Annotated in this window: 31 protein-coding genes and 2 pseudogenes; 15 read left to right on the top strand and 18 right to left on the bottom strand. The window is 63.8% G+C overall.

All coding sequences use genetic code 11. The features are described 5' to 3' along the window. Complete coding sequence (locus ACIGGF_RS06200) at positions 1 to 528, bottom strand: phenolic acid decarboxylase (RefSeq protein WP_397520513.1); 528 nt, start codon at positions 526 to 528, stop codon at positions 1 to 3. Between the two features lie 59 nt (positions 529 to 587). Here ACIGGF_RS06200 and ACIGGF_RS06195 point away from each other — a divergent pair, with 59 nt between their 5' ends. Further along, a complete protein-coding gene (locus tag ACIGGF_RS06195) occupies positions 588 to 1,031 on the top strand; it encodes a MarR family winged helix-turn-helix transcriptional regulator (RefSeq protein ID WP_397520512.1) in 444 nt (147 codons plus the stop codon). A gap of 103 nt (positions 1,032 to 1,134) precedes the next feature. On the opposite strand, the gene ACIGGF_RS06190 is transcribed toward ACIGGF_RS06195, so the two are convergent. The 3 genes from ACIGGF_RS06190 to ACIGGF_RS06180 all read right to left on the bottom strand — a co-directional run bounded on the left by ACIGGF_RS06190 (position 1,135) and on the right by ACIGGF_RS06180 (position 3,324). Beyond that, positions 1,135 to 1,629: a hypothetical protein gene (locus tag ACIGGF_RS06190; protein WP_397520511.1), complete on the bottom strand. Its 495-nt coding sequence runs from the start codon at positions 1,627 to 1,629 to the stop codon at positions 1,135 to 1,137. A gap of 159 nt (positions 1,630 to 1,788) precedes the next feature. After that, positions 1,789 to 2,658: a helix-turn-helix domain-containing protein gene (locus ACIGGF_RS06185; RefSeq protein WP_397520510.1), complete on the bottom strand. Its 870-nt coding sequence runs from the start codon at positions 2,656 to 2,658 to the stop codon at positions 1,789 to 1,791. 204 nt (positions 2,659 to 2,862) lie between these two features. Then, complete coding sequence (locus tag ACIGGF_RS06180; protein ID WP_397520509.1) at positions 2,863 to 3,324, bottom strand: GNAT family N-acetyltransferase; 462 nt, start codon at positions 3,322 to 3,324, stop codon at positions 2,863 to 2,865. Between the two features lie 174 nt (positions 3,325 to 3,498). Here ACIGGF_RS06180 and ACIGGF_RS06175 point away from each other — a divergent pair, with 174 nt between their 5' ends. Together ACIGGF_RS06175 and ACIGGF_RS06170 are read left to right on the top strand one after the other, a co-directional pair. Beyond that, on the top strand, positions 3,499 to 4,224 hold the full coding sequence (locus ACIGGF_RS06175; RefSeq protein ID WP_397520508.1) for a haloacid dehalogenase type II: 726 nt from the start codon (positions 3,499 to 3,501) through the stop codon (positions 4,222 to 4,224). Then, on the top strand, positions 4,217 to 4,459 hold the full coding sequence (locus tag ACIGGF_RS06170) for a hypothetical protein (protein WP_397520507.1): 243 nt from the start codon (positions 4,217 to 4,219) through the stop codon (positions 4,457 to 4,459). Before ACIGGF_RS06175 ends, ACIGGF_RS06170 begins: the two co-directional genes overlap by 8 nt. An 8-nt stretch (positions 4,460 to 4,467) precedes the next feature. Here the strand turns inward: ACIGGF_RS06170 and ACIGGF_RS06165 are convergent, their stop codons facing one another. From ACIGGF_RS06165 to ACIGGF_RS06145, 5 genes and pseudogenes are all read right to left on the bottom strand, one after another. Beyond that, positions 4,468 to 4,917 carry a MarR family winged helix-turn-helix transcriptional regulator gene (locus ACIGGF_RS06165; RefSeq protein ID WP_397520506.1) on the bottom strand — a complete coding sequence of 150 codons (450 nt, stop codon included), beginning with the start codon at positions 4,915 to 4,917 and terminating at the stop codon, positions 4,468 to 4,470. 43 nt (positions 4,918 to 4,960) lie between these two features. Then, positions 4,961 to 5,173, bottom strand: a complete 213-nt coding sequence (locus ACIGGF_RS06160) for an oxidoreductase (protein WP_397520505.1) — start codon at positions 5,171 to 5,173, stop codon at positions 4,961 to 4,963. 16 nt (positions 5,174 to 5,189) lie between these two features. After that, positions 5,190 to 6,260 (bottom strand): phospho-N-acetylmuramoyl-pentapeptide-transferase, encoded by a 1,071-nt coding sequence (gene mraY, locus ACIGGF_RS06155; protein WP_397520504.1) that lies wholly within the window; start codon positions 6,258 to 6,260, stop codon positions 5,190 to 5,192. Between the two features lie 115 nt (positions 6,261 to 6,375). Continuing rightward, a pseudogene (locus ACIGGF_RS06150) lies at positions 6,376 to 6,546 on the bottom strand (helix-turn-helix domain-containing protein); the annotation flags it as partial. A gap of 15 nt (positions 6,547 to 6,561) precedes the next feature. After that, the gene (locus ACIGGF_RS06145) at positions 6,562 to 7,200 is read right to left on the bottom strand and encodes a DUF6597 domain-containing transcriptional factor (protein ID WP_397520503.1); all 639 of its coding nucleotides are present in this window, start codon (positions 7,198 to 7,200) and stop codon (positions 6,562 to 6,564) included. Between the two features lie 51 nt (positions 7,201 to 7,251). On the opposite strand from ACIGGF_RS06145, the gene ACIGGF_RS06140 reads away from it, so the two are divergent. Then, complete coding sequence (locus ACIGGF_RS06140; protein ID WP_397520502.1) at positions 7,252 to 7,629, top strand: VOC family protein; 378 nt, start codon at positions 7,252 to 7,254, stop codon at positions 7,627 to 7,629. Between the two features lie 7 nt (positions 7,630 to 7,636). Here the strand turns inward: ACIGGF_RS06140 and ACIGGF_RS06135 are convergent, their stop codons facing one another. From ACIGGF_RS06135 to ACIGGF_RS06125, 3 genes and pseudogenes are all read right to left on the bottom strand, one after another. Then, positions 7,637 to 8,029, bottom strand: coding sequence for a VOC family protein (locus ACIGGF_RS06135; RefSeq protein ID WP_397520501.1), 393 nt, complete (start codon positions 8,027 to 8,029; stop codon positions 7,637 to 7,639). A gap of 133 nt (positions 8,030 to 8,162) precedes the next feature. Next, positions 8,163 to 8,354: pseudogene (locus ACIGGF_RS06130) on the bottom strand (Mini-circle protein); the annotation flags it as partial. Between the two features lie 144 nt (positions 8,355 to 8,498). Continuing rightward, complete coding sequence (locus tag ACIGGF_RS06125; protein ID WP_397520500.1) at positions 8,499 to 9,116, bottom strand: LysE/ArgO family amino acid transporter; 618 nt, start codon at positions 9,114 to 9,116, stop codon at positions 8,499 to 8,501. Positions 9,117 to 9,188: 72 nt separating this feature from the next. Between ACIGGF_RS06125 and ACIGGF_RS06120 the strand changes: the two genes are divergently transcribed. Next, positions 9,189 to 10,046 carry a LysR family transcriptional regulator ArgP gene (locus ACIGGF_RS06120; RefSeq protein WP_397520499.1) on the top strand — a complete coding sequence of 286 codons (858 nt, stop codon included), beginning with the start codon at positions 9,189 to 9,191 and terminating at the stop codon, positions 10,044 to 10,046. A 1-nt stretch (position 10,047) separates the two neighbouring features. On the opposite strand, the gene ACIGGF_RS06115 is transcribed toward ACIGGF_RS06120, so the two are convergent. Continuing rightward, positions 10,048 to 10,452: a hypothetical protein gene (locus ACIGGF_RS06115; RefSeq protein ID WP_397520498.1), complete on the bottom strand. Its 405-nt coding sequence runs from the start codon at positions 10,450 to 10,452 to the stop codon at positions 10,048 to 10,050. Positions 10,453 to 10,519: 67 nt separating this feature from the next. Then, entirely contained in the window at positions 10,520 to 11,848 is a 1,329-nt protein-coding gene (gene lat, locus ACIGGF_RS06110; RefSeq protein ID WP_397520497.1) for an L-lysine 6-transaminase, read from the bottom strand. A gap of 123 nt (positions 11,849 to 11,971) precedes the next feature. Between lat and ACIGGF_RS06105 the strand changes: the two genes are divergently transcribed. Together ACIGGF_RS06105 and ACIGGF_RS06100 are read left to right on the top strand one after the other, a co-directional pair. Continuing rightward, entirely contained in the window at positions 11,972 to 13,507 is a 1,536-nt protein-coding gene (locus tag ACIGGF_RS06105) for an aldehyde dehydrogenase family protein (RefSeq protein ID WP_397520496.1), read from the top strand. Positions 13,508 to 13,523: 16 nt separating this feature from the next. Further along, positions 13,524 to 14,732 carry a hypothetical protein gene (locus ACIGGF_RS06100; RefSeq protein WP_397520495.1) on the top strand — a complete coding sequence of 403 codons (1,209 nt, stop codon included), beginning with the start codon at positions 13,524 to 13,526 and terminating at the stop codon, positions 14,730 to 14,732. A gap of 78 nt (positions 14,733 to 14,810) precedes the next feature. Here ACIGGF_RS06100 and ACIGGF_RS06095 read toward each other — a convergent pair whose 3' ends face one another. Beyond that, complete coding sequence (locus ACIGGF_RS06095) at positions 14,811 to 16,523, bottom strand: cutinase family protein (RefSeq protein WP_397520705.1); 1,713 nt, start codon at positions 16,521 to 16,523, stop codon at positions 14,811 to 14,813. Between the two features lie 224 nt (positions 16,524 to 16,747). On the opposite strand from ACIGGF_RS06095, the gene ACIGGF_RS06090 reads away from it, so the two are divergent. Genes ACIGGF_RS06090 through ACIGGF_RS06065 form a run of 6 tightly spaced genes read left to right on the top strand, consistent with a single transcriptional unit; the run spans position 16,748 to position 22,825 of the window. Continuing rightward, positions 16,748 to 17,650, top strand: a complete 903-nt coding sequence (locus ACIGGF_RS06090; protein ID WP_397520494.1) for a hypothetical protein — start codon at positions 16,748 to 16,750, stop codon at positions 17,648 to 17,650. Then, positions 17,647 to 19,836, top strand: coding sequence for a heavy metal translocating P-type ATPase (locus ACIGGF_RS06085; RefSeq protein ID WP_397520493.1), 2,190 nt, complete (start codon positions 17,647 to 17,649; stop codon positions 19,834 to 19,836). The genes ACIGGF_RS06090 and ACIGGF_RS06085 overlap by 4 nt, the downstream gene beginning before the upstream one ends. A 43-nt stretch (positions 19,837 to 19,879) precedes the next feature. Continuing rightward, complete coding sequence (locus tag ACIGGF_RS06080) at positions 19,880 to 20,113, top strand: RNA-binding S4 domain-containing protein (RefSeq protein ID WP_032397061.1); 234 nt, start codon at positions 19,880 to 19,882, stop codon at positions 20,111 to 20,113. Further along, positions 20,110 to 20,847 (top strand): class I SAM-dependent methyltransferase, encoded by a 738-nt coding sequence (locus ACIGGF_RS06075; RefSeq protein WP_222091365.1) that lies wholly within the window; start codon positions 20,110 to 20,112, stop codon positions 20,845 to 20,847. The genes ACIGGF_RS06080 and ACIGGF_RS06075 overlap by 4 nt, the downstream gene beginning before the upstream one ends. Beyond that, a complete protein-coding gene (locus tag ACIGGF_RS06070) occupies positions 20,844 to 22,361 on the top strand; it encodes an FAD-dependent oxidoreductase (RefSeq protein ID WP_397520492.1) in 1,518 nt (505 codons plus the stop codon). The genes ACIGGF_RS06075 and ACIGGF_RS06070 overlap by 4 nt, the downstream gene beginning before the upstream one ends. 8 nt (positions 22,362 to 22,369) lie before the next feature. Further along, positions 22,370 to 22,825: a GNAT family N-acetyltransferase gene (locus ACIGGF_RS06065; protein WP_397520491.1), complete on the top strand. Its 456-nt coding sequence runs from the start codon at positions 22,370 to 22,372 to the stop codon at positions 22,823 to 22,825. A gap of 63 nt (positions 22,826 to 22,888) precedes the next feature. Here ACIGGF_RS06065 and ACIGGF_RS06060 read toward each other — a convergent pair whose 3' ends face one another. Both ACIGGF_RS06060 and ACIGGF_RS06055 read right to left on the bottom strand, forming a co-directional pair. Then, complete coding sequence (locus tag ACIGGF_RS06060; protein ID WP_397520490.1) at positions 22,889 to 23,071, bottom strand: hypothetical protein; 183 nt, start codon at positions 23,069 to 23,071, stop codon at positions 22,889 to 22,891. Between the two features lie 34 nt (positions 23,072 to 23,105). Then, the gene (locus ACIGGF_RS06055) at positions 23,106 to 23,555 is read right to left on the bottom strand and encodes an Hsp20/alpha crystallin family protein (RefSeq protein WP_397520489.1); all 450 of its coding nucleotides are present in this window, start codon (positions 23,553 to 23,555) and stop codon (positions 23,106 to 23,108) included. 227 nt (positions 23,556 to 23,782) lie between these two features. On the opposite strand from ACIGGF_RS06055, the gene ACIGGF_RS06050 reads away from it, so the two are divergent. Beyond that, the gene (locus ACIGGF_RS06050) at positions 23,783 to 24,121 is read left to right on the top strand and encodes an ArsR/SmtB family transcription factor (protein WP_397520488.1); all 339 of its coding nucleotides are present in this window, start codon (positions 23,783 to 23,785) and stop codon (positions 24,119 to 24,121) included. Next, positions 24,118 to 24,612, top strand: a complete 495-nt coding sequence (locus ACIGGF_RS06045; protein WP_397520487.1) for an SRPBCC family protein — start codon at positions 24,118 to 24,120, stop codon at positions 24,610 to 24,612. Before ACIGGF_RS06050 ends, ACIGGF_RS06045 begins: the two co-directional genes overlap by 4 nt. Here the strand turns inward: ACIGGF_RS06045 and ACIGGF_RS06040 are convergent. Further along, on the bottom strand, positions 24,582 to 25,601 hold the full coding sequence (locus ACIGGF_RS06040) for a DUF5914 domain-containing protein (protein WP_397520486.1): 1,020 nt from the start codon (positions 25,599 to 25,601) through the stop codon (positions 24,582 to 24,584). The two genes, ACIGGF_RS06045 and ACIGGF_RS06040, sit on opposite strands and share 31 nt — an antisense overlap. Positions 25,602 to 25,982 lie beyond the last annotated feature (381 nt).

Here is a 25,982-nt window from a genome sequence, read left to right as displayed (position 1 = left end):
TCAGTTCGTCCGGTCGGCGAAACCGTCGGGCAGATCGGTGGGTGCAACCGACACGACCGACTCGTCGTCGATACCGACGTGCTCGAACAGAGTGATTCGGGCGAATTCGGGAACCACGTAAATGGGGTAGGTAGGCCCGGCATCACGGTAGGCGCGCATCTCGTCGAGATGGTCATTTTGGTACAGAACGGTTTTCGTACCGTCCAGCTCGATCCACTGAGGGAAGAAGATTGTGCCGTGCAGACGTCGCTTGCCGGGTATTACGTTGACGACGACGGATGTTCCGGTGGGCTCGTTCCAGGAGATCTTGTAGACATCGTCGTCGAGTTGGACGAGGTCGACTTCTTGATTCTTGACCCATCGGCCGCCGACCATGCCGGTGTGGATGCGGTAGTCGATGGTGGTCGCGTTCTTGACGTACATCTCGTACTGCCAGCCGTTGGCGTAGGTGTAGATGAAGCGGTAACCGACGATGCCGCTGAGGTCTTGAGTCGGAACAGGATTCTGGACGGTCGTGTCTGCGCTCATGAATCCATGTTGTCACCAAACTATGTTTGCCGCAAAACTAATTGTGAGACCATCGAACCATGCACTCCACCGCGATCGAACTCGGTCGGCTACTGGGACCGCTGCGACGGTCGCTGCTTCGTGCGACGCGAGAAGCCGCCCGTTTACCGGACCTCCCCGACTCGCACGTCGAGGTCATGCGAGCCCTCGTTGCTGAGCCGAAGATGAGCCCGGGGAGCCTCGCCGAACACCTGAACCTTGCTCGATCCACCGTGAGCAATCTGATCAAGGCAATGGTCGACGCCGAACTCGTCGAAAGATCGGCTGCCTCGGACGACCTACGTGGAGCGGCCCTCACCGCATCACCGAAGGCAATTTGCTTATTGGTGGAGTACGACGCGGTGAGCTCTCAGGTGCTCTCCGATGCGCTCGACGAACTGACCCCGGCCGGTCGTCGAGCACTGGCTGAGGCCACGCCAGCTCTGGCCGACCTCACGAGGATTTTGGCTCGCCGTGTTTCCTGATTTCGATGTCCGAGATCCTGCAGTCCACTCGATGTGCCATTGACCCTCGAAAAGGCCACCGGATGTCACATCGAGTGCACGACGCGTCCGTGCACCGAGGGGGTCAGCTGCTGGCGTTCAGATCTCTGACCAGGCGAGGTGTGCGCAACTGGCTGACGGTCGTCAGCCAGAGGCGCGGGGGATACGACAGTCGAATCAGGAAGTAGTTGACGTACTCGATAGCGCCGAAAAGCCAGACGGAAACCACTGCAATACCGGTACCGAGTTCGTGGGGACACCACACGATCACTCCGCATGCCCCACCGACCAGCAGCGCAACGTTCATGAAGCGGAGGGTGCGGTACACCGTGCGGATCAGGGGCGGCATGGGATGTCGCTCCACCCAGGACCGCGCGAGCAGCCAGTACACACCCGCTTGCGCGAGCACGACCAGCAGTGGAATCAGTGCGGACCACAAGGCCAGGCGGTCGTGCCGGTTGTCGATCTTCGGCAGCACTATGAGCAGGGCAATAGTCAGAAACACAGCTGCCGCGGCCAGTTCACCGAGTCCCAGCGACAGATATCGCCGACGCAATTCCTCGCGCCGAGCCCTTCCCATGACGCCACACTATCGGGCGAGGGGCACCGGAATTGCTCTCCTCGGTCCACTCGATGTGACATTGACCCCCGAAAAGGCCACTGAACGTCACATTGAGTGTCGATGGGAGGCGGCGATGGGAGGCGGCGATGGGAGGCGGCAATGGGTGGCCGGAGATGACTATCGACTGCGTTGGATGGGAAGCCAAAGTTCGCCGGTTCCCGATGACCAGTCTGGGGAGGCATCGGTGACAGTGAGGATTTCCGGTCCCGGGATGATTTCGTAGGGGTTGGAGGGGAACCATTCGCTGAAGGCGTCGGCCCAGAGTTGTTGGAGTGCGGGGGCGAGTGCGGTGTCGCTTCGCGCTTCGAATACCGCCCAGGTCGATGCGGGCACGGTCAGGGTGTCCCATTCGGGTGGCGCGGGTGAGGTGGTGGCGACGGCGAAGTAGTAGTCGAACAGACTGCCGTCTTCGCGTTCGGGCTCGAAGCCGTCGCTGACGAAGAGGATGTCGGACAATTCCGGAAGGTCGGCGAGTCCCCTCAGCCTCTCCCCGGTTCCGGGGTCGAGGCTTCGGTGGAAGTCGGTCATGGCGGTGTTTTCTCCGTGAAACTTCAGTGGGATCCGGGTGGATTTGCCGACGACGTGGAATGCGGGCAGTTCGGTGATGCGGTATCGCATGGTGCTTCGTCCTTCGATGGTGAGGTGAAATGTCACTGCTTGTCTGGAACGGAGGATGGCTCCGGGCCGGCGTGCTCGAGATGGTGTGATGCCGTGCAGGTCTCGGAAGGCGCGGGTGAATGCGTCCGCGGTGTAGCCGTATTTGCTCGCAACGTCGAGTACACCCCGTCCATCGAGAATGTCTGCTGCTGCCAGTGTCATTCGGCGTTCTCGGATGTAGTGCGACAGTGGTAACCCGGCGAGTGCCGAGAAGACGCGCCGAAAGTGATACTCCGAGGTGAGTGTGATTCGAGCGAGCTCGCTCGCATCGATCTCGCGGCCCAGATTGTTCTCGATGTAGTCGAGTGCTGCGTTCCATCGTTCGAGCATGTGCCGGTGACCTTCCTTCGTTCTGTTCGAAACGATAGGAGCACTGCCGCGATGGAGTCTCGACTTTCCGTGCCGCGAAAGGTCGGATCGAGTTGCCGGTGGTGTCGATCGGAACGCAACGTAATTGATGCCCGTGGTGCGCAGCGTCACGACCGGCCGCACCACGGATTTACCCCGTCCCACCAGGGCCTGGTGAACGGACAACTATTTCGGGGGACAGCGATAAACGAAGAGATCGCCGACGTCGACGAGCGTGAACCCGGCACGCTCGAGCACTCGACGCGAGGCGACGTTCGCCCGGTCCACCTGAGCGACCATCGGAAACCCGTCCGTGTGATCCCCTGCAAGGGTGATCAGTTCGCCGGCGTAGCCACGACCCCACCGGGACGGATGCACCCAGTATCCGATCTCCGTGTGGTCGGATCGTCGAATCAGACTGAGCAAGCCGACGGCGTGGCCGTCCTCTTCGGTGCCGATGAACCATCTCGGCACGTCCGGCGTCGACGTGTCCTTCGCATTCAGGGTGCGCGAAAACCGACTGTCGAATTTCCCCTTACTCCAGGGCTTTCCATCACCGACCCACTGCACGATTTCGGGGTCCGAGGCCATCGAGAACAGAAAATGGCCGTCGGAAAGAACAGCGGGGCGCAACAGGATTCGCGTCATAACTGTCGGATCTTCCCAGTCACCATAGACGAACTGTAGCCCCGGACCGGAGCGATCATTGCGCGTAAGATCCTGTCACGCAGTAAGACACAGGGTAATAGGCTCGAAAAGACCCGAACACGGTAACGACGCACACAGTCGGCCGCCACAATGCCCGCAAGGAGACCCGGCCACATGAATCTCACCGATTACGACGTCCTGAGCTTCGATTGCTACGGGACGCTGATCGATTGGGAAGCCGGCATTCTCGAGGTGCTCGAAGCGTGGGCACAGCACGCCGGTTCGCCGCTGTCCGGCGACGAGCTTCTCGAGGTGTATTCGGTCAACGAAGCTCAGGCACAGCGAGATTCGCCCAGTGCTCAGTACCCTCGAATACTCGCCGACGCCTTCGTGCGGACCGGTGACTCGCTCGGCATACCTGTCTCGGCAGAGTGGGCGGACAAGCTCGGGGCTTCCGTCCCGGACTGGCCGGCTTTCGAGGACTCGGCCGACGCGTTGTCGTCCCTCGGCGAGAGCTACAAACTTGTCATCCTGTCCAATGTGGATCACAACGGCTTCGCAGGGAGCAATCGCCGGCTCGGGGTGCAGTTCGACGCCATCGTCACCGCCGAGGACGTCGGGGCCTACAAACCGGCCGACAACCACTTCGACGCACTCGACGGAGTTCTCGAAGAGCTGGGTGTTCCACGATCACGTCTGCTCCATGTTGCGCAGAGCTTGTTTCACGATCATGTGCCGGCGAAGCGTCACGGCATCGCGTCGGTGTGGATCGATCGGCGGCACGATCGCCCCGGCTGGGGAGCGACGCCGGAGCCGTCCGAGGATTACAGCTTCGGTATGAAGTTCCCGAGCATGGCCGCATTCGCAGCAGCTGCCCGCGAGGCGCGCACCGATGCGTAAGGTCTCGACGCTGATCGGTTTCTCGATCGGGCTCATGGTGTCCATCGGCATAGTCCTGTGGGTAGGCGCGCCGCGTCGAGTGAATTTTGCCTTTGTTGCCGGCCGTTCACCGTCCTGGGAAGTCCTGGGTATGCCCGGTCCGATGGCCGCCCTCGTGATCGGTTCACCTGTTCTCGGCGCAGTCCTGGGAGTTGTTGTCGGCGTGCTGATCGCGAGAACACGTGGCCGGTCCTGAATCGAAGGTCACCAATGCCAGGCGTCGCCTCCGACGTTCTCGATCGTTCGTTGCAGAACTTCGATGGTGGTGACGAAGTCGGCCTCGCTGATGCCCTTCATGCGTTCGTCCTGCAGCATCTGTTGGAGATCTGCGGCCCGTCGGAACGTCGCGCGTCCCTCCGGCGTGAACGTCAGACGCTCGTTCGATTCCTGGATCCAACCTGTGGAACGCGCAGACTCGATGGCCTCGACGATGGCTCCCGGAGTGTCGTTGTGCCCGATTCTTTCGATCGTCTCGGCGCGGTCGGCTCCTGCGGGATGCAGTGAGATCTGATGCAGCAGCCACCATTCGGGCTGTGTGACGCCGATGTCGTGGAGTGCTCCGCGAGTTCTGGTTCGGATGGCCTCGCCGGCGCGGGCGGTCCAGAACCCGATCGGCTGACGCTGGGGTGGCTGCATGGGTGCTCGAGTATTCATGAAAGCGACCGTAGAACCTCGACCACGCTTCAGGTCAAGAGAACTATTCGTCGGTTCGCAGTTCGTCGACCAGTGCGAAAAGCCGCCCGAGATAGTCGCTGTGGAAGATTTCCGTCGCACGGATTTTGGCATCTCCGTCGAGACCGAACTGAAGGTTGACCAGTTCTACACCGATGGCGACGCGTCGAGCATCGAGTTGTTCGAGTTCGGCGGCGAGAGCGTCGGCTTTGGCCAGCGGAGACAATTCGTCGGTCATTCGAGAAGCGTAGAGGTCAGCCGACGGCCGCGAGGAACTCGCTGTAGAACAACCCGAGCCCCAGCGCCGACGCGATCGCGGCGAAGAGCCACAGCCGAATGATGACCGTCGTCTCCGCCCAGCCGCCCAACTCGAAGTGGTGGTGGATCGGAGCCATCCGGAACGGCCGCTTGCCGGTGCTCTTGAACGAGGCGACCTGGATGACGACGGATGCACTCTCGGCCACGAAGAGAGCTCCGAAGACGACGGCGATCAGTTCGGTCTTGCTCACGATCGACAGGCCTGCGAGCAGTCCACCGAGGGCGAGGGAACCGGTGTCGCCCATGAAGATCTTGGCCGGAGCGGCGTTCCACCAGAGGAACCCGATGCAGGCGCCGGCAGCGGCGGCGCAGACGACGGCGAGGTCGAGCGGATCACGCACCTGGTAGCACCCGGCCACCGAATTGGTTGCGCACGACTGTCGGTACTGCCAGAACGTCATCACGGTGTACGCGCCGAGGACGAGAGTCATCGACCCTGCTGCCAAGCCGTCGAGCCCGTCGGTGAGATTGACGGCATTGGACCAGGCAACCACGAGGAAGACACAGAACAGCACGAAGACGATCGGGGCCATCGTGAAGAACGTCGATTGACGCACGAGCGAGAGTTCGACGTTGCCCGGCGTCAGCCCGTTCCCATTGCGAAACTGCAGTGCCAGTACTGCGAAGATCACCGCTGCACTGATCTGGCCGACGTACTTACCGGTTGCCTTGAGCCCGAGGCTCCGCTTCATGCGGAGCTTGATGTAGTCGTCGAGGAAACCGACGATGCCGAGAGCGGTCGCCAGACCGAGGATCAACAGGGCCGAGGCCGACGGTCCATCGCCGCCCATCGCCACGAGGTGAGAACCGAGATAACCGGCCCACAGACCCACGACGATCGCAACGCCGCCCATCGTCGGCGTTCCGCGCTTGGCATGGTGACTCGCCGGACCTTCGACGCGAATCTCCTGGCCGAAGCCCTGCCGGGTGAACAGCGCGATGAGAAACGGCGTCAACAGAATCGAGACCGCCAACGCGATACCGCCGGCAACGAGAATGTTGATCATGCGTTGAAGCCCACTCTTCCTCTGTTCTGCTGTTCACCGCTCGGTACTACCGAGCACCGCGAGATACTGTGCCAAACGAAGCGGCAAAAGTCCCAATGCGTGACGAAGGCGTTACTCACCCTTGGTACATACCGGGGGATATCCCGACCAGTTCGGTGAACTCGCGGGTGAAATGCGCCTGGTCGAACCAGCCGTATCGCGCCGCCAGGTCTGCCAGGGAACCGGTGTAGCCGTTGTCGAGATCACTGACAGCGTCGTGAATCCGATACCGACCCAGAACCCACTTCGGCGTCGCGCCGACCTAACGTTCGAACAGCCGCTGCAGCCGACGAGTCCCGACGCCGCATCTGTCCTCCACCTGAGCGACGCGAACGAGAGTCCTGTCACCGAGCATTGTGCCGATGATGTTCAGGACGATCTCGTACTCCCGGTCGATCTTCGGTGCGTAGGGCGCGAGAACCGCGTCGACGACGGTTCGGCAGCGGTCGGCGTTCAGATGTGGGCCCAGTTCCGCCAAGGCGTCGACGGTATCGGCCCGAAAGGGCGTGGGTGAGGCCACGCGGACATCGCGCAGGTATCGAGCCACTGTTCCTGTGAACGCCGCGTAACCGCCCGGCCGAAACTTGACGCCGAACACCCAACCCGATTCAGCGAGTTCGACGTCGAAGCGGCGCGTGAGCACTCCGGTCACCACCACGGGGTCGACGACGCCATCTCTGGTCCAGCCATGTTCGACGCTGAGTGTGCAGGCCGGGTGCGGCAGCGTCGAGCTGCGGTACGAGGTGCCCGGCGGCAGAGTCCACTGGAGTTGCCAGTAGTTCTCGACCCACGGTTCCAACGCCGCCGCACACGGTAGTCGCGCGAGGTCGACGTACTGCGCCAGCTGATCCGGCCGCAGCACGCCCGCTTGGGTGGCTGTCGCGTTTTTCCTATCCGGCACGGCCGTCAGTGTAGGAGTCTGGTCCGACACAGGCTCCAAAGGAGGAAAACCATGACCGACACACCCGTGGCCACGCTGAAGATGGTCACCCTGGACTGTGCTGATCCCGAGGTCAGCGCGGCGTTCTGGTCGTCGTTGCTGGGCTGGAGCGTCGTCCATGCAGAGAAGGAGTACGCGATGCTACAGGGCCCGAGCAGTGCGCTCGGGTTCGGACGCGTCGACGACTATCAGCCACCGACGTGGCCGAATGCAAACGGCAGCAAGCAGTTTCACTTCGACCTCGCTGTCGAGGATCTCGACGCTGCCGCCCGTGCTGCTGTGGAATTGGGTGCGACTCTGCCCGAGGACCAGCCGGGCGAGACATGGCGCGTGTTGCTCGACCCGGCCGGGCATCCGTTCTGCCTGACGAATGCCGCGAACTGGGGCTGACGCGGCCTCAGCTCGAGGGAGCGATGATCTGAATCAGGTTGCCGCAGGTGTCGTCGAGCACTGCGGAGATCACGGGGCCCATTTCGGTCGGCTCCTGGGTGAACCTGACACCCAGCCCGACGAGTCGATCATGCTCGGCTGCAAGGTCTTCGACGGCGAACTGGGTGAACGGAATGCCGTCGGAGTACAGCGCGGTCTTGAACGGACCGGTTGCTGGATGGCCACTGGGCTCGAGCAGCAACTCGGTGCCCTCCGGCTCCTGAGGGGATACGACGGTGAGCCAGCGATCGGTCCCACCCATGGGAATGTCGTGTTTGACCACGAATCCCAGTACCTCGGTGTAGAACTTCAGTGCCTTGTCCTGATCGTCCACGAACACACTGGTGATGTTGATTCTCATTGCGACCCTTCGCCTGTAGGCCCGCCGGCCAGTTCGACAGCGACATCGAGGTGGCCGAGATGGCGGGCGTATTCCTGGGTACATGAAAGCAGATCCAGATCAGCGTCGGTTGCTCCTCGGTGAATCGCCCACCGAGAGTCGCCAATTCGTTCATCCGATGTGAGCGCAGTACGTCGTCGGTGAGCCGGGCACCAGCGTCGAGCCTGATCAGTAAACTCTCGGCGTCGACGTCGGCACCTACATGCCAGGAACCGTCCTTCTCGTCACCGAAGGGCGCGTCGACGGCCCTGCCGAGAAATCCCCAGACGAACCAGCGCTGCTCCATGTGCACCGGATGGGTGAGCATCTCGAGGAGAGTCCACTCCGACGGCACAGTCGGCGGGGTCGGACAAGGAAGAATCGGGCTCCGGGAACGTCGTCAGCTGCGCCATGGGTCCTTCGTATCGGGTGGTGACCTCGGTGTCCATTCTCAGCCGAACACCAGCAGCGCCGCCAGGGTGAGCATCATGATGCCGTTTCCGAGGTCGAGTACTCGCCACGCCGCCGGCCTCGCGAACAGCGGACCGAGCACCCGCGATCCGTATCCCAGGGCGGTGAACCACAGCACGCTGCCCAGCATCGCGCCGATGGCGAACCACCACTTCAGGTCGCCCGCCTGACGGTTGCCGATCGAGCCCAGGAACACGACAGTGTCGAGGTAGACGTGCGGGTTGAGCCAGGTCAGAGCCAGGCACGTGGCGATTGCGGCGATCAGCGAACCACCGCCGTGCGCATCCGCGGTCATGGCGGACGGAGTGCGGGCGCGGTTCAACGCCAGCAAGCCGTAGACGAGGAGAAACAGAGCGCCGAGGACGGTCACGACCCGCAGAGCGACGGGAAACCGGTCGACGAGAACGCCGATGCCTGCCACCCCCGCCAGGATGAGAACCGCGTCGGACAGGGCGCACACCGCCACGACCGGCAGGACATGGGCGCGTTGCAGGCCCTTGCGCAGCACGAACGCGTTCTGCGCCCCGATGGCGACGATGAGGGAGAGTCCGACGCCCAACCCGGTGAGAGTCGATTGGGCGGCGGCAAGCGAGGTCATGATGGAAACGCTAGGAGAGCTGGCTGATTAGATCCAGCGAATGTATTTCAGGATCGATAAGCGTAGCTTCATATGATGGAGATCGAGCAGCTCAGAGCGCTGAAAGCGGTGGTCGACGGCGGGACGTTCGAGGCGGCCGCACGCGCGCTGTATGTGACGCCGTCGGCGGTGAGTCAGCGCATCAAGTCGCTGGAGCAGTCGCTCGGCCGGACGCTGGTTCAGCGGAGCAAGCCGGTCGTTGCCACCCAGTCCGGCGTTGCAGTGCTGCGCTTGGCGCGCCAGATCGACACTCTCACCGAGCAGACGCGAACCGAACTGAGTGACGACGGCGTCGCCGCGCCCATTTCGCTTGCCGTCAACGCTGATTCGATGGCGACCTGGGTTCTGCCTGCGCTCGCACCACTGGCGCACAGCACCACCTTCGATCTGCATCGACAGGATCAGGATCGGACGGCGCAGTTGCTGCACGACGGGATCGTCTCTGCTGCAATTACGTCCGTGGCCGATCCGGTTCGCGGCTGCACCGTGCGACGGCTCGGTGCGATGCGCTACCGGCCGTCGGCCACCCCCGAGTTCGTCGAACGGTGGTTCGCTGCGGGGGTGACCGCAGAGGCCCTTCGTTCCGCACCTGTGGTGGTGTTCGACGCCGACGATCGATTGCAGGACAATTACTTACGGCGATTCGATATCGGTCCGCACGAGCCGCCGCGGCACCTGGTACCGGCCTCTGCCGACTATGCGCGCGCAGTCGACCTGGGTTTCGGGTGGGGGATGATCCCCGATCTGCAGGCCCGCGACTCGCTGAAGTGCTTCGACGTCAATGGAATCGACGATGTGCTGCTGTACTGGCAACAATGGTCGCTGTCCTCGGCCGCACTTCAGCGAGCGGCCGACGCCGTGGCAGCGGGCGCAGCGCGGATGCTGCTGTAGCTCAGGTGGGACTGTCGTTCGGCACGATCTCGGGCAAGCCGTCGCCGACGGGATCGAGAACGGCCGCCGAACGGGCACCCCACCGCTCGTGGGCGGACTGCCGTGACATGCCGACAGCGGTGCCGATGGTCGCCCACGTTGCACCCGAAACCCGTAGTACAACAACGGTTTCGATGCCGTCCAGGCCCGCTGCCAGTTGAACGCGCAGGCTCAGTAGGTGCCATGCGATGCTCCGTCGTGCGGGCAGGTCGGTCGATTGCTCGGCCTCCCATTCCGGGGTGCCCGGCAGTGGGCCGGTGCCGATGATCTCGTCGGCGATGCGCCCGGCTTCGGTGGCTGCTGCCGTGACGACGGCCCGCGTCGCAGCGGTGATATCTGCCTCGGTTGCGAGGATGATGGGATCCATGGCGACCTCCTGTGTCAGGGAAAGCCTGACACTTGAAGCGGGTCGTGTCAAGGATTGCCTGACATTGCTACAGCATGCCCAGCACCCGGTCGATGGACTCGACTGCTTGTGTCAGCTCCGCTTCGGTGATCGTCAGTGCAGGTCGGAATCGCACCGCTGCATCACCGCAGCCCAGGGCGAGCACATGTTCCTCGGTACGCAACAGCTCGATCACTCGGTCGCGGGTGGCGGCGTCGGGCAGGGAGAAGGCGCACATCAGACCGCGTCCGCGGACCTCGGATACCACTGAGTGTCGAGTTGCCAACTCCTGCAGCATCGTCAGCAATACGTCTCCGAGCTGACCGGCACGAGAAATAAGCTTCTCGGACTCCACTACTTCCAGGATTCGACGCGATCGCACCATGTCGGTGAGGTTGCCGCCCCACGTCGAGTTGATGCGGGAGCTGACGGCGAAGACGTTGTCGTCGATGTCGTCGACGCGACCGCCGGCCATGACGCCGCACACCTGAACCTTCTTGCCGAAGGCGACGACGTCCGGGACGACGTCGAGTTGCTGGAAGGCCCATGCGGTACCGGTCATGCCGGCTCCGGTCTGTACTTCGTCCATGACGAACAGCGCATCGAACTCGTGACAGAGGACGCGCAACTTCCGTAGGAACCGCGGCCGGAAGTGGTGATCTCCGCCCTCACCCTGGATGGGTTCGATGATGGCGCAGGCGATGTCGTCTGGGTTCGCCTCGAAGGCCAGCCGTGCTGCCGCCAAGGAAGCGTCTTCGAGCTCGTCCATGTTCACGCCGGATCTGATGAACGGGGACGGAATCCGCGGCCAGTCGAACTTCGGAAAGCGCGCGACCTTGTTCGGGTCGGTGTTGGTCAGCGACATCGTGTAGCCCGAGCGTCCGTGGAAGGCGTGCTCGAAGTGCATCACCTGTGTGCCGAGCGATGGATCCAGCCCGTGCCCTTCGTTCCATCGCGACTTCCAGTCGAATGCGACCTTCAACGCATTCTCCACAGCGAGTGCGCCGCCCTCGACGAAGAAGAGGTGGGGGAGTCGATCGTCGCCGAGGACTCGGGCGAACGTGTCGACGAATCGGGCCATCGGCACGGTGTAGATGTCGGAGTTGCTGGGCTTGTTCATGGCCGCCTGCATCAGGTCGGCCCGAAACTCCGAGTCATCGACCAGGGCCGGATGGTTCATGCCCAGTGCGTTGGACGCGAAGAAGGTGAACAGGTCCAGATAGCGGGTGCCGTCCCTGGCGTCGACCAGGGTGGATCCGGTCGAGGCGTCGAGGTCGAGAACCAGCTCGAAGCCATCGGCCAGCAGGTGTCCACCGATCACCTCGCGGACGTTGGAGGCGTCGATGGTCACTCCGGTGCGCTGTAATACTTGCGTCATGACGTCGAAGATACGCGTTAATATTCCGTAAGCAAGCTCAATACGCAGGAAAATATACGGTTGTGACCCTCTCGGTAGGCTGATCTCCGACGGTTCGGTTCTCTTCACGGAAGGTGTACGCGCATGTCTGCATCCATCACCCACGACGAGTTGAGTGTGCGCACTCGCGCCATCCTCGACCGGCTGGGTGCGTCCATCGCGCTCGACGCCCCCGCGGGACCCGATTCGATCGTCGCGCGTTCGCCCATCACCGGTGGGAACCTGGCGTCGCTGGCATGTGCCTCGGCAGCCGACGTCGACGGCGCGATCGCCGACGCGCGCACCGCGTTCGTGTCGTGGTCGCAGGTGCCTGCCCCGGCGCGTGGTCAGGTGATCCGGGAGCTGGGTGAACTGCTGCGCGTACACAAGGAAGACCTTGGCGCGTTGGTGTCGATCGAAGCCGGGAAGATCGTCTCCGAGGGGCTCGGTGAGGTGCAGGAGATGATCGACATCTGCGACTTCGCCGTCGGACTCTCGCGACAGCTGTACGGCAACACGATCGCCACCGAACGGCCCGGGCATCGCATGATGGAACAGTGGCACCCGCTCGGTGTCGTCGGCGTCATCACTGCGTTCAATTTCCCTGTTGCAGTGTGGAGTTGGAATACCGCTCTCGCTCTGGTCGCGGGCGACACCGTCATCTGGAAGCCGTCCGAGAAGACGCCGTTGACTGCCGTCGGAGTGCAGGCTCTGTTCGAGCGTGCCGCCGCTGCGGCGGGCGTGGACCCCAAGATCGCTCAGCTGGTGACCGGCGACCGCGCGTCCGGCGAAGCGCTGGTGGATGATTCGCGGGTTGCGTTGGTCTCGGCAACCGGCTCGACCAGAATGGGCCGGACCGTCGCGCCGCGTGTCGCCGAGCGATTCGGCCGGGTGTTGCTCGAGCTCGGCGGAAACAACGCAGCGATCGTGACGCCGTCGGCCGATCTGGATCTCACGACGCGTGGGCTGGTGTTCTCCGCAGCGGGGACGGCGGGTCAGCGCTGCACCTCGCTGCGACGCGTCATCGTGCATTCCTCTGTTGCGGACGAATTGGTCGCGAAGTTGGTCGCGGCATACGAGACGCTCTCGATCGGATCTCCCCTGGCCAGTGACACTCTCGTGGGCCCGCTCATCGATGCCAGCGCGTTCGCGGGATACCAGAAGGCGCTCGAGGCAGCGGTGTCCGACGGCGGCACGGTCGTGGTCGGCGGGGAGCGGGTGAATGTGGTCGACGAGTACTCGTTCTACGTGCAGCCCGCGATCGTGACGATGCCCGCGCAGACCGACATCGTCAAGCACGAGACGTTCGCGCCCATCATGTACGTGCTGACGTACGACACTCTCGATGAAGCCATAGCACTGCACAACGATGTGCCGCAGGGTCTTTCGTCGTCGATCTTCACCACCGACCTGCGTGAAGCGGAGCGCTTCCTGTCCGCGGCCGGTTCGGATTGCGGTATCGCCAACGTCAACATCGGACCTTCCGGCGCCGAGATCGGCGGTGCCTTCGGCGGCGAGAAGGACACCGGCGGCGGACGCGAATCCGGTTCGGACGCATGGAAGGCCTACATGCGGCGGGCCACGAACACAGTCAACTACTCGAACGAATTGCCCCTGGCGCAGGGAGTGAAGTTCGGCTGACGGCATGATCGGCAGTATGAAAGTTCTGTCGATGCTCCTCGCCGGTCTGACCGTCGGCTATTCGATCAGTGTCATGGCACTGCGAGAGCCGCTTCTGTACAACGATTTCGGTTTCGGCGCGTCAGCAATTCTCGACGGTGTGGCGGTGCTCGCCGTCGCAGCAGCAGTCAGTGCGGTGATGCTGGCGCGCTCGGGAGGACGGGCGGGCTTCTGGATTGCGGTGGCAGCGCTGCTTGTCATCGTCTTCGAATCGCTCGGCATGGCTTCGGGATTGCTGGGCGATTGGGCAGCGGCGGTGAGCGCTGGGGTGCTGCTCGGGGCGTCGGCGATCCTGACCGCAGCTCATCGTGGGGCGCGGGCGGCGCTGGCAATCGGAATTCTCGCCGCCGCAGGCGTGGGAGCCGCGCTCGGGACGTTGCTGACGACCTCGGACGGCCCGCAGTTCGCGTGGGTGGTCGCGGGTCCCGAGGATGCGGTGGTGCCGGAGAGGGCCGCCATCGCGGTGGCCCTGGCCGTGCTCGCCGCCATATTTCTGGTGGCCGGGTATCGCAGATCCTCCGTTGCGGCGTCGCAGACCAGTAGTCGACTGCTCGCGGTCGGTATTGCTCTGCCCCTGGTGGCCGGCGGATTCGGCTGGTGGGCCACCGAATACCGAGACAGCAGCCTTGTATGGTTTCTCGCGCTCGCCGGGCTGACTGTCTCGGCGCTGGTTGCCGCGTGGCTCCTACCCCAGCGTGACGGCTCTCTCATCCTCGTGTTGTTCGCCTCGTGGGCGGCCGGGCTGGGCAGCCTCGATGTCGTCGACCGGTCCTATCCCTCACTCGGATTCACGGTGTTGCTGTTGGCCGCCGGCGGGCTGATCGCCTACCGCTTCCCGCAGATCTACCTGGGGCTTCTTGCGCTACTGGCGCTTGCGGCCGCAAATTTTGCGCAGATTTATCTCGGTGCGCTGCCCTTCTCGCTCGCACAGTGGGTGGTGCCGGTGGTTGCCGGTTACGTCGTGGTCTCCGCCCTGCCGACGGCTCCGAGCTCGTTGGCCATCGGCATGACCGTCCCGTTCACCATGGTGCTGACGATCACGATCTACGGCGGCAGCTATGGGCCGCTGGGGTCCGGGGCCGACTTCTTCGGCGGTTCTCAGCCGACCGAGATCGCCCTGTCCATCGGCGGCCTCGTCGTACTTTCGGTCTGCGCGGCCGGGGTGTGGGTGGTGCGGCGTAGATAGCGGCACGGCCTGAAACACCGGAGCCCGCCCACCGGATGTTGCGGTGGACGGGCTCGTGAGTGCCTTCGGTGCAGTGGGCTACGACGCGGGCATGACCTCGGTGGTTGTGGGAACGAAAGTGTCGGTTGCAGTCGGAGCAGCCGTCTCGGTCGGGGTCACGCAGACCGGCGGTGCGCCTTCTGCGGGGGTCTGACCTTCGACGGGGACGGTGCACTCGGGGGTCACGGCCGGCTCGGACACCGGTGCCGGTGCTTCGGCCGCGGGTGCAGGCACAACCGGAACCGTGGTGGTCACGACGGGTGCCGAGGCTGCCGGCGCGGTCGTCGTGGCCTTCGGAGTTGCGGTTGCCGAAGTGGTTGCAGGTGCCGAGGTGGTCGCGGGTGCCGCGATCGTCTGGATCGCTGCACGTCCCGCCTTCTCCTGTACCTCTTTGGTCTTCACCGGCTCGCCCCTGTTTGCTTCCTGCACCAGCTCGGTCAGCCACGCTGCGGCGTATTGAGCCGAGGTGAGCGGCTTGCCGTTGGCGGCATCGGCGTCGCGCCAGTAATCGAAGTGGTGTCCCGAACCCGGTCCCAGCGTCAGACCGTACGGATCGTTCATCACGACCGGGATGGTGTTCTGGTTGGACGAGATGAATCCGGTGATCTCGCGGAAGATCTTTTGTGGCAGGTAGACCATGTCGATCATCTGCCCGGTCTCGATCGGCTCCTGCTCGCCGTCCACCTGGGCGGCGACCGGTGTGACCGCTGCGCCGGGCTTGTAGGTGGGTTCGGACACCTTGATCAGCACGTCGAGGAACGTCTCGTCGCTCTGCATCCAATTGGGCTGCGATGCAATGTCGTTGAAGGCATTGACTGCGATGCGGCCCAAGGCGAGCGCCAGATCCGCGCCGGTGGCGGGCGTCAGCTTCTCTTTTTCCAGCGCATCGGCGTTGACCTGTCGGCCGATATTGGCAGCGAGGTGAATCAGCGATGTGTTCTCCGGGAGGGCGCAGGTGAGATCGCCCTCGGAGCAGAAGGATGCGACTCGGCCGTCGAGTGCGCCGAAGCCGCCCGAGGTTCCGGGCAACGCGCCCTGCCCGGAAATTGGGTTGTTGCCATTCTGGTACTTGGTGTCGAAGCCGTCGGGATTGCCGAACGGGTTCTCGGCACCCGGGAACGGTCCCTGTCCGGCCTCGCGGCCGGCGTCGGCGAGAATGACGACACCCACAACCTGGTTGGGGTCGATGATGCCGTACTTGCCGTCCGCGGGAACAGTTTGGTTGCCGATTTCCATGGCGGTCCGGCGGGCCACGTCTGCACCCTCGCTGTAACCGACGATGGCGAAGCGAGTCTGGGGGCAGGACGCCGTGATTTCCTTCATGATGGTCTGCGAGTTGGTGACGCCGGTCTGCACGGCGTTCTCGTAGCTCGCCATGTTCGCGGGGTACTCGACGTAGACGGCGGCGTAGGAGTCCGGAACGACGTTGCCGTTGTTGGGAGCTCGCACTACCTGGTCGATCCAGTCGCTCGAGTAGTCGCCGGACATCGCTGCGGGAAGGCGGGTGCCGTCGGGCTTCGTCAGCCATTTGACTCCCTCGCGAGGGGTGTCGTTGCGGCCGCCGATGGCGATGCTGACCATGTCGTAGCAGGTCGCTGTCGAGACCAGCTCGACGGACGCCTCGACACTCGTCTCGGATGCGGACCAGGGTGCTGCCACCACAACTCCGGCACCGAGGGCTCCGATCGCGAACGCGCTCAACGCGACGCGCACACGCTTCGACTTGCCACCATTCATGTTTTCGATCCCCATCATGTCCACCCGAACCGACCCCGACTGCAGTTGCCAGCGGGTTACCCGGGATTTCGTCGGTCGGGTCGTTTGCGTTACAAACCGCATCGGGCACCGCCATGGCCATTGTCATTGCGGCGAAATGACATCGACGGGATTTCAGCTGTCCCGACGACCCGATCGAGCAGGAGCAGCGCCCGCACCCCAGCTTCCATCTGGATACCCTGGGGGGGTAGGGTAGCGACATGCACTTCGGACGGCAGGAACTCGACGCCCCCACCAAGCTCGTGGGATTCGTCGTCGGAATCGCGTTTCTGTTCCTGGCGGCGCTGTTCGTCGGGGACAAGATCGGACCCGACGCCGGGGCGACCGCAGCAACGCCGCACACCGACCACGGCGCGCACGACGAGGGAGCCGCCGCCGTCGTGATGCCCGCCGGGCTGCAGGCCTCCCAGGGCGGCTACACGTTCTCGCTCGATCGGCCCGTCGTCGAGTCCGGCGCGGCAGTACCGATCGCCTTCACGATCCGAGGACCGGGCGGGGCTGCGCTGACCGACTACGACGTCATGCACACCAAGGAACTGCACCTCGTCGCCGTGAGGCGCGATCTGACGGACTTCCAGCACGTACATCCGACGCGAAATGCGTCGGGCACCTGGTCGACAACTCTCGACCTCACCCGGCCTGGGCCGTATCGTCTTTTTGCCGACTTCACCCCGGCCGGCGGGGAGAACATCACCTTGGGGGCGGAACTGAGCGTGCCGGGCGACTATCGGCCGCAGCCCCCGAGTCCGCAGCCCCCGAGTCCACCGAATGTGACATCGAGTACCGACGGCTACTCCGTGACACTCGCCGGTGCGGTCACCGCAGGTACGAGCTCGACCGTCGCATCGACGATCGAGCAGAACGGCCGCAAGGTCACCGACCTGGAGCCGTATCTCGGCGCGTATGGCCACCTGGTCGCGCTGCGAGCCGACGACCTGGCCTATCTGCACGTCCATCCCGAGGAGGGACCGCCCGGTCCGACGGTGGACTTCACCGTCGACGCGCCCACGGCGGGAATGTATGCGCTGTATCTGGACTTCCAGCACGAGGGCGTCGTGCACACAGCCGAATTCACCATCGAGGTACAGGAGGGGCAGGCATGAGCCAGGAAACCGAACTGATCCTCGGCGGCATGACCTGTGCGTCGTGCGCCAACCGCATCGAACGCAAGCTCAATAAGCTCGACGGGGTGTCGGCGACGGTCAACTACGCCACCGAGAAGGCGCGCGTCACCAGTGACGGCGTCGCCACCGACGAGCTGATCGCCGCAGTCGAAGCGGCCGGCTACACCGCGAGCCTTCCAGTTGCCGAGCCTGTTGAAGCCGACACGCCGTTCGATCCGCTGAAGCAGCGATTGATCGTCTCGGCGGTGCTCAGCATTCCGGTGATCGCAATGGCCATGATCCCGGCCCTTCAGTTCAACAACTGGCAGTGGCTCTCGCTGACGCTCGCCGCTCCCGTCGTCGTGTGGGGAGCACTACCGTTCCACCGTGCCGCATGGGTCAACCTGCGGCACGGCACCTCGACCATGGACACGCTCGTCAGTATGGGAACCCTCGCGGCGCTGGGTTGGTCGCTGTACGCACTGTTCTTCGGCACCGCGGGCACGCCCGGCATGACGCATCCGTTCGCGTTCACGATCGCGCGGATGGATGGCGCAAGCAACATCTACCTCGAAGCTGCGGCGGGCGTGACGACTTTCATCCTGGCCGGCCGGTGGTTCGAGAGTCGATCGAAACGGCAGGCCGGGGCGGCGTTGCGGGCGCTGATGGACCTCGGTGCCAAGACGGTCGCCGTACTGAAAGACGATCGTGAACAACAGATTCCGATCGAACAACTGGCCGTCGGCGATCTGTTCGTCGTCCGTCCCGGGGAGAAAATCGCCACCGACGGAACCGTCGAGACCGGTTCCTCGGCCGTCGACCGCTCGATGCTGACGGGTGAATCCGTGCCCGAGGAGGTCGGCGTCGGCGACGCTGTAATCGGTGCCACTGTGAACGTCGGTGGACGAATCACAGTGCGGGCAATCAGAATCGGCTCCGATACCCAGCTGGCGCAGATGGCGAAGGCGGTCGAAGACGCGCAGACGGGCAAGGCGCAGGCGCAGCGCTTGGCCGATCGGATTTCCGGCATCTTCGTCCCGATCGTCATCGCGATCTCGGTCGCCACGCTCGGGTTCTGGCTCGGTGCAGGCAGTTCCGCAGCGGGCGCGTTCACCGCTGCGGTCGCGGTGCTCATCATCGCTTGCCCCTGCGCGCTGGGATTGGCCACGCCCACAGCGTTGATGGTCGGTACCGGCCGGGCTGCGCAACTCGGCATTCTGATCAAGGGGCCGGAGATTCTCGAATCCACGCGGCGCGTCGACACCGTCGTGCTGGACAAGACCGGCACCGTCACGACCGGCGAGATCACACTGCACTCGGTGCACGTGGCCGACGGCGAGGACGAGGACGTGGTCCGTGCCGTGGCTGCGGCGTTGGAATCGGGTTCGGAGCACCCCATTGCCCGAGCCATCGCGACCTCCACCCAGTCCATGACGGTCGACGAATTCACCAGCCTCGATGGTCTCGGGGTGCAGGGCGTCGTGGATGGTCGCGCCGCGGTCATCGGTCGTCGGACACTGCTGGCCGATTGGTCGATGCCACTACCCGCAGACTTGGCCGAGGCATTCGAGACTGCCGAGCGTCAGGGGCGCACAGCCGTCGCGATCGGGTGGGACGGCAGGGCTCGCGGGGTACTGGTCGTGTCCGACTCGGTGAAGCCGACCTCGAGGCAGGCCGTCGCGGAATTGCGCGCGCTGGGGCTGACGCCGGTGATGTTGACCGGCGACAACGAGGCCGCCGCCGATGCCATTGCCGCCGAGGTGGGCATCGATCAGGTCATCGCCGGGGTGTTGCCGACGGGCAAGGTCGACGCTGTCCGAGAGCTGCAGGCGTCGGGCAGGGTCGTCGCGATGGTCGGCGACGGCATCAACGACGCGGCCGCGCTGGCCACGGCCGACCTGGGCCTTGCGATGGGAACCGGTACGGATGTGGCGATCGAGGCCAGTGATCTCACCCTGGTGCGAGGCGACCTTCGGGCCGTTGGCGACGCGATTCGGCTTTCGCGTCGCACGCTGAGCACCATCAAGGGCAACCTGTTCTGGGCCTTCGCGTACAACGTGGCCGCCATTCCGCTGGCCGCTGCGGGTCTGCTCAACCCCATGCTCGCCGGTGCTGCGATGGCGTTGTCCTCGGTGTTCGTGGTGAGCAACAGCCTGCGCTTGCGCACGTTCCGCTCCTCGATGTGACTCGTTGGTAGCAGTGAACGGCGCGCTAGTACAGGATGGAGACATGTCCGACGCACACGATGTCCCCATCCGCGACGAATCGATCAGATTGGGCCAGTTTCTCAAGCTCGCCAACCTCATCGAATCCGGAGCCGAGGCGAAGGGCGTGATCGCCGACGGTCTGGTCAGCGTCAACGGGGACGTCGATGTGCGGCGTGGACGGCAGTTGCAACACGGTGATGTCGTATCGGTCCAGGGTGGGCCCTCTGCCCGCGTGAGCAAGGAAGAGGCACTGTGAAGGTCGGTAAGAGCGGTCTGCCGCGAAACGAAGTACCCGGAGCATTCGACGTCGGCGCGAAGGCATACGACCGCCTCGTCGGTGCGAATCCCGGCTATCACGATCACCTGCTGAAGTCGGCTCAGCGTCTGCGCATCCCCGATCTCGGTGCGGGGCTGCGTTTGCTCGACATCGGTTGCGGCACCGGGGCATCCACAGCCGCACTGCTCGAAGCCGCGCCCCATGCCGAGATCGTCGCCGCCGACGCCTCTGCCGAGATGCTCGAGGTCGCCCGTAGCAAGGACTGGCCGTCGAATGTGACCTTCGTGCACTCGCGTGTGGAGGATCTGGCCGTCAACGGGGTCGACGGCCCGTTCGACGCGATCCTGGCCGCATACCTCATCAGAAACGTCGACGAGCCCGATACCGAACTGAAATCGCTTCTTGCACTACTGCGTCCTGGTTCGACGATCGCATTCCACGAATACTCGGTGCACGATTCGCTGCGGGCCAGGATCTCCTGGAATGTGGTCAGCTGGGGCATCATCATTCCGCTCGGGTGGCTGGCGACTCGCGACGCGACCTTGTACCGGCACCTGTGGCGAAGCGTCGTGACCTTCGACGGGGCGTCGGCCTTCATGCGGCGGATGCAACGCGCCGGCTACACCGGCGTCGCCCGCGAGACGATGACCGGATGGCAGAACGGCGTGGTGCACACGTTCCTCGGCTCCAGGCCCGCGGAGGAAGAGCGTTGACCGACTCCAAGAAGGTCACCCACGCTGCGTCCCAGGGATACTCGGACGCAAGCCAATTGGCCGATGTTCCGCATGTGGTGGTGGTCGGCGGCGGCATCGCGGGTTTGAGTGCCGCGACGGCGCTGGCCGAACGTGGTGTCAAGGTGCACCTGGTCGAGCGCGAGAGCTACCTCGGCGGCCGTGTCGGCGGATGGGACACCACGCTCGAGGACGGGTCTCCCGCGACGATGAGCCGCGGCTTCCACGCGTTCTTCAGGCAGTACTACAACCTTCGAAACCTGTTGCGACGCACTGATCCGGAGTTGGCACGGTTGCGTCCGGTCGACGACTATCCGCTGATCGACGGCGACGGCCGAATCGACGGATTCAAGGGCTTGCCCGAGACGCCGCCACTCAACGCGTTCGCGTTCGTCAAGCGCAGTCCGACGTTCCGTTGGAAAGATCTGACCGATCTCAACGGCATTGCGGCATTGCCGTTGATGACGGTGAGTGTGCCCAAGACGTTCGACGAGCTCGACACCACACCGGCCGCGGAGTTCCTACGCAACATCAACTTTCCCGAGGCCGCTCGTCACCTGGCGTTCGGAGTGTTCTCGCGCAGCTTCTTCGCCGATCCCGAGAAGATGTCGGCAGCCGAACTGGCGATGATGTTTCACATCTATTTCCTCGGCTCATCCGAGGGCCTGATCTTCGACGTGCCGCGCGACGCGTACCCGCAGGCACTGTGGAACCCGCTGGGCGAGTACCTCGGTGGTCTCGGTGTCGACATCAGAACCTCTACACCGTGCGGTGAGATCACCCGCGGCGGCCTGCGTAAGTTCCGCGTCGACGCGGGCGGCATCATCGACGCCGATGCCGTGGTCTTGGCCACCGATATCGCCGGCCTGCAGCGGGTGCTCGACCAGTCACCCGAATTCGGCACGTCCGCCTGGCGCAAACAGATTGCTGCGCTTCAGAATACGCCGCCGTTCATGGTGCATCGGGTGTGGCTGAGCAAGCCCGTCAATGCCGATCGCCCCGCATTCATCGGAACCGGTGGCATGCCCCCGATCGACAACATCAGTGTGCTCGAACGTTTCGAGGACGAGGCTGCGGAGTGGGCAGCCCGCACCGGCGGTTCCGTCGTCGAGCTTCATGCCTACGCCGCGGAGGAGTCCGAGGAAATCACGCGGCAGCAGCTCATGGACCGGATGCACGAGATCTATCCGGAGACTGCTGATGCAGAGGTGCTTGCAGAGCGGTCCGAGTGGCGCGACGATTGCCCCATGTTCGGCCTCGGTGCGTTCGCCGAGCGCCCGACGGTGCGCACCCCTGAACCCGCACTGGTACTCGCGGGCGACGGTATCCGCATCGATCTGCCGGTGGCACTGATGGAACGTGCTGCCACCACCGGTCTGCAGGCTGCGAACACATTGCTGTCCAGCTGGGGTATCGCCGGGCACGACATCGAAACAGTCCCGACGAGTGGACGATTCAAGATGTTCGACGCGATCGAGAGGCTTATCAACAGGTGACCTCAGAGATGCGGATCGAGGTCGATGACCTGGTGCGGCCCGCCGTACGGGCGTTGCTCACCGAGCATCTCGCAGACATGCACGCGACGTCGCCCGCCGAGAGCGTGCATGCCCTCGATCTGTCGGGTCTGCGGGGTCCGGAAGTCACCGTGTGGACTGCGTGGGACGCCGTCACACTGTTGTGTATCGCAGCGCTGAAGCAGCTTTCACCCGAACATGGCGAAGTGAAGTCCATGCGCACCTCGACGGCGTCGCGAGGACGCGGGGTGGCGTCGAGCATGCTTGTTCACGTGCTCGACGCGTCTCGTCGACGCGGGTACGAGAGAGTGAGCCTGGAAACGGGAAGTCAAAACTACTTCGCCGCTGCCCGGAGGTTGTATGTGCGCCACGGATTCATCGAGTGCCCGCCCTTCGGGGAGTACGTCTCGGATCCGTCGAGCACCTTCTATTCTTTGGTTCTTTAGGCCACGACGCAGGCCGGCACCGAAGGCTCGGTGCCGGCCTGTCGTGTCCGGTGTGTTGCCCCGTCAGGCCGCGACGGGTTCTCGGTTCGCGTGCGGGTAGAGGTCGTCGTCCATGGGTACGACCCGATGTTGATCCAGTGCGTCCACCGGCGAGCATTCCCTGATACCTGTCTCGACGCCGATCACCGACCGCCACCACTGCTCACGGTCGGCCGATTCCGTCCACACCACTGCATCGGAATCCACTGCGCATCACCCCAACTGCCGTGTCGTGGTCGGCTCAGGCCGGCTCTTGTTCGATGGACCTCTGCTCGTTGGTCGACTCCGTACGAGCGATGTCGATCTTTCGAGGTTTCGCCCGCTCGGCGAGTGGAATGGTCACCGACAGAACTCCGTTGTCGTACGACGCAGCGATGCGTTCGGTGTCGATGCCGTCACCGAGTGAGACTTGTCGACGATAGGTGCCGGCGAAACGTTCCGACGAAATCCACTGCACACCGGAGCTTTCCGGTACCGAACGGTGGGCGGTGAGCGTCAACGTGCCGCGATCGACATCGACGTCGATCGATCCCGGGTCGATGCCGGGCAGATCGGCACTGAGCACGTAGTGATCGTCGACCTTGTACAGATCCATCGGCATGAATCGCGGAGCGCGGTCCGAACCGGAAGAGACACCCAGCATCGCCGAGGCCAGTGAATCGACGTCACGGAACGGATCGAATCGAAGCACAGCAACCACCTCCTGTACGCAGATGCGCTCACCCCTGTGGTGAGTCGCTCCTCAACTGTGCAGAACAAAAATTAGCACTCTCATGCGGTGAGTGCCAAGAGGGTTCTCGAACTTTTTCAGAAATTTTCAGCACCAATAGTGCTGCGGTGCAGTAGGTGTCGCGCTTCTCTGGCCTGTGTCGATACTTTGCCCTTGCGCTAAGTGTGACCCTCTGGATAGTGTGCCTTATGGCACAGCATTCGGATGTCCTCGACGACGTGTTCCAGGCTCTGGCCGATCCGACAAGACGTGCAGTCCTGGGTCGGCTCGGGTCGGGATCGGCAACCGTGGGAGAGCTGGCCGAGCCGTTCGACATGACTTTGCCGTCGTTCATGAAGCACATCCGGCTGCTCGAACGCAGTGGCTGGATCAGCACCCGCAAGGTCGGCCGAGTGCGCGCGTGCACGATTGAACGATCCAACCTGGATGCGGCCGGCCACTGGCTGCAGCAACAGCGAGCCATCTGGGAATCTCGCACCGATCGCTTCGAAAAGTTCGTCACCTCGAAAGAAAGTGAAGCGCAATGACATCGTTCGATCCCGCTCTCGACCTGACCATCTCCCGGGTCATCAAGGCGCCCCGCGCAGCAGTCTGGAATGCCTGGACGGACCCGTCCCAGTTCGAGAAGTGGTGGATTCCAGCTCCTGTGCAATGTCGAGTCGCCGCGTGGGACCCGAAGCCCGGTGGCGCATTCCGCACACTGATGAGCGAATCCGGCGGTCCTTACGAGTCGCATATCGATGGTTGCTTCCTCGCCGTCGACGACGGGGAGCGCATCGTCTTCACGAATTCACTGGTCGAGGGCTGGCGGCCCGCACCGCAGTTGTTCATGACCGCGGTGATCACGTTCGCCGAACATCCCGACGGAACGGACTACCGCGCCCACGTGATGCACCGCAACGAAGAGGACCGAAAGATGCACGAGGAGTACGGCTTCTACGACGGTTGGGGAACCGTCATCGCACAACTCGCCGATTTCGTCGAGGGTCAGGCTCGGCCCGTGGAACGCAGTTCGTAGCGGCGTTCGGCGTAGTCCAGATCGTCCTTCCACAAGCGGGCGGCGGTGAAGTTCATCGCCGGACGCAGTAGGCCGGAGACCTTGCGTGCCATCTCGAATCCTGGGCGATCGGAACTGGCGATCGTGGCCTCGATGACGGCAGTGCGCGGTGTGCCGTCGGGCGCGGGGGCAAGTGGCGTCGCATGCGTTTCGACGACGCTGCCCGCACCTTCACCCTCGAGGATGCGCATGACTATGGTGCGGGGACCGGGGCAGACGAACTCGGCCCGCACCGGGACCCCCACGCCGCGACTGACTCGGAAGGTCACGTCGACCAGAAAGCGATCGTCCTCGTCGGGCACGTCGATCTCGGTGGGCGCGCTGACAACCTTCAATCTCGCGAACGAATACGGGTGGAACCACGCTCCATGCCACGGGTCGAGGCGATTGGCGATGATGTCGTCGGGCTCGCACTTGCCGACCAGGGTCACCACACCTTCGATGGCCGTCGACGCAGGCGGACGAATCGGAACCACGGGCACCGGCGTCGGCTCTTCGCCACCGAGCTCGTCGAGCCGCACCCACACCAAAATGCCGTCGTCGAACGCGGGAACCGGACGCCAGCCCGGCTTGCCCTTCGGTCCGAGCGCCAGACCGTGCCAGCGACAGACCAACGTGTCGCACTCGATCTTCGCGGTGTCCAGCGCAGCGCCGAGATGCGGACACGCGCCCGGTCCGATGTGAACCTTGCCCGCCGAATCACGCCAGGCAACGAGTTCGGTGGTGCCCACGTAGCGTCCGAACGGCTTGTCGGCCTTGACGTCGCGACTGGCGGCGAACACGAACCAGTTACCCGAGGTCCGCGTCTTCGCACGCTTGAGAGCAGACTCTATGACCTGGGGATTCGCACCCTTCCACGTGGGCTCCTGCTTGGCCCACGACTCCGACGGCAACGGCTGTAGAGGCATAGTCTTCGGCCACCGTCGTCGTACTGCATCCAGCGCGGTCATTGCTGCTCCCAAAGTCGACAGTCGTTTTCCCGTGTTCCTTCACCATTGTTCCCGTTCCTTAGTACTCAATGTGACATCTGGTGGCCTTTTCGGGGGTCAATGTCACATCGAGTGGACTCGAGGCGTCGGTGAACTGGTGGGAGGGCGGTGCGCGACGGCAGGTGGTCCATTGGGAGCCGGCGGTCTCGAGCTGCGCAAGTCAACTGATGTCAGCGCCCACTATTCGGCTTGGAAAGCGGAATCCCGTGGCTGTAGGGAAATAGTGGGCGCTCAGATCAGTATGCAAGTTCGACTGGTTCCCAATCGGTTGAGCGGGGTCAGCAGTCCGCAAAGGGTCGACGGTCGTCGGTGATGTTCCCAATCAGATGCACTCGATGTGAC

Source organism: Rhodococcus sp. NPDC078407 (assembly GCF_044542515.1).
In the GTDB taxonomy this organism is placed as follows: Bacteria; Actinomycetota; Actinomycetes; order Mycobacteriales; family Mycobacteriaceae; genus Rhodococcoides.
Note: the sequence above shows the minus strand (reverse complement) of the source record. Positions and strands in the feature narration are given on the sequence as shown.

Bases quoted from the DNA above. Each gene is read 5' to 3' on its own strand.
- ACIGGF_RS06200 (WP_397520513.1), bottom strand. From the start codon at position 528: ATGAGCGCAGACACGACCGTCCAGAATCCTGTTCCGACTCAAGACCTC.
- ACIGGF_RS06195 (WP_397520512.1), top strand. From the start codon at position 588: ATGCACTCCACCGCGATCGAACTCGGTCGGCTACTGGGACCGCTGCGA.
- ACIGGF_RS06190 (WP_397520511.1), bottom strand. From the start codon at position 1,629: ATGGGAAGGGCTCGGCGCGAGGAATTGCGTCGGCGATATCTGTCGCTG.
- ACIGGF_RS06185 (WP_397520510.1), bottom strand. From the start codon at position 2,658: ATGCTCGAACGATGGAACGCAGCACTCGACTACATCGAGAACAATCTG.
- ACIGGF_RS06180 (WP_397520509.1), bottom strand. From the start codon at position 3,324: ATGACGCGAATCCTGTTGCGCCCCGCTGTTCTTTCCGACGGCCATTTT.
- ACIGGF_RS06175 (WP_397520508.1), top strand. From the start codon at position 3,499: ATGAATCTCACCGATTACGACGTCCTGAGCTTCGATTGCTACGGGACG.
- ACIGGF_RS06170 (WP_397520507.1), top strand. From the start codon at position 4,217: ATGCGTAAGGTCTCGACGCTGATCGGTTTCTCGATCGGGCTCATGGTG.
- ACIGGF_RS06165 (WP_397520506.1), bottom strand. From the start codon at position 4,917: ATGAATACTCGAGCACCCATGCAGCCACCCCAGCGTCAGCCGATCGGG.
- ACIGGF_RS06160 (WP_397520505.1), bottom strand. From the start codon at position 5,173: ATGACCGACGAATTGTCTCCGCTGGCCAAAGCCGACGCTCTCGCCGCC.
- mraY (WP_397520504.1), bottom strand. From the start codon at position 6,260: ATGATCAACATTCTCGTTGCCGGCGGTATCGCGTTGGCGGTCTCGATT.
- ACIGGF_RS06140 (WP_397520502.1), top strand. From the start codon at position 7,252: ATGACCGACACACCCGTGGCCACGCTGAAGATGGTCACCCTGGACTGT.
- ACIGGF_RS06135 (WP_397520501.1), bottom strand. From the start codon at position 8,029: ATGAGAATCAACATCACCAGTGTGTTCGTGGACGATCAGGACAAGGCA.
- ACIGGF_RS06125 (WP_397520500.1), bottom strand. From the start codon at position 9,116: ATGACCTCGCTTGCCGCCGCCCAATCGACTCTCACCGGGTTGGGCGTC.
- ACIGGF_RS06120 (WP_397520499.1), top strand. From the start codon at position 9,189: ATGATGGAGATCGAGCAGCTCAGAGCGCTGAAAGCGGTGGTCGACGGC.
- ACIGGF_RS06115 (WP_397520498.1), bottom strand. From the start codon at position 10,452: ATGGATCCCATCATCCTCGCAACCGAGGCAGATATCACCGCTGCGACG.
- lat (WP_397520497.1), bottom strand. From the start codon at position 11,848: ATGACGCAAGTATTACAGCGCACCGGAGTGACCATCGACGCCTCCAAC.
- ACIGGF_RS06105 (WP_397520496.1), top strand. From the start codon at position 11,972: ATGTCTGCATCCATCACCCACGACGAGTTGAGTGTGCGCACTCGCGCC.
- ACIGGF_RS06100 (WP_397520495.1), top strand. From the start codon at position 13,524: ATGAAAGTTCTGTCGATGCTCCTCGCCGGTCTGACCGTCGGCTATTCG.
- ACIGGF_RS06095 (WP_397520705.1), bottom strand. From the start codon at position 16,523: ATGGGGATCGAAAACATGAATGGTGGCAAGTCGAAGCGTGTGCGCGTC.
- ACIGGF_RS06090 (WP_397520494.1), top strand. From the start codon at position 16,748: ATGCACTTCGGACGGCAGGAACTCGACGCCCCCACCAAGCTCGTGGGA.
- ACIGGF_RS06085 (WP_397520493.1), top strand. From the start codon at position 17,647: ATGAGCCAGGAAACCGAACTGATCCTCGGCGGCATGACCTGTGCGTCG.
- ACIGGF_RS06080 (WP_032397061.1), top strand. From the start codon at position 19,880: ATGTCCGACGCACACGATGTCCCCATCCGCGACGAATCGATCAGATTG.
- ACIGGF_RS06065 (WP_397520491.1), top strand. From the start codon at position 22,370: ATGCGGATCGAGGTCGATGACCTGGTGCGGCCCGCCGTACGGGCGTTG.
- ACIGGF_RS06050 (WP_397520488.1), top strand. From the start codon at position 23,783: ATGGCACAGCATTCGGATGTCCTCGACGACGTGTTCCAGGCTCTGGCC.
- ACIGGF_RS06045 (WP_397520487.1), top strand. From the start codon at position 24,118: ATGACATCGTTCGATCCCGCTCTCGACCTGACCATCTCCCGGGTCATC.
- ACIGGF_RS06040 (WP_397520486.1), bottom strand. From the start codon at position 25,601: ATGACCGCGCTGGATGCAGTACGACGACGGTGGCCGAAGACTATGCCT.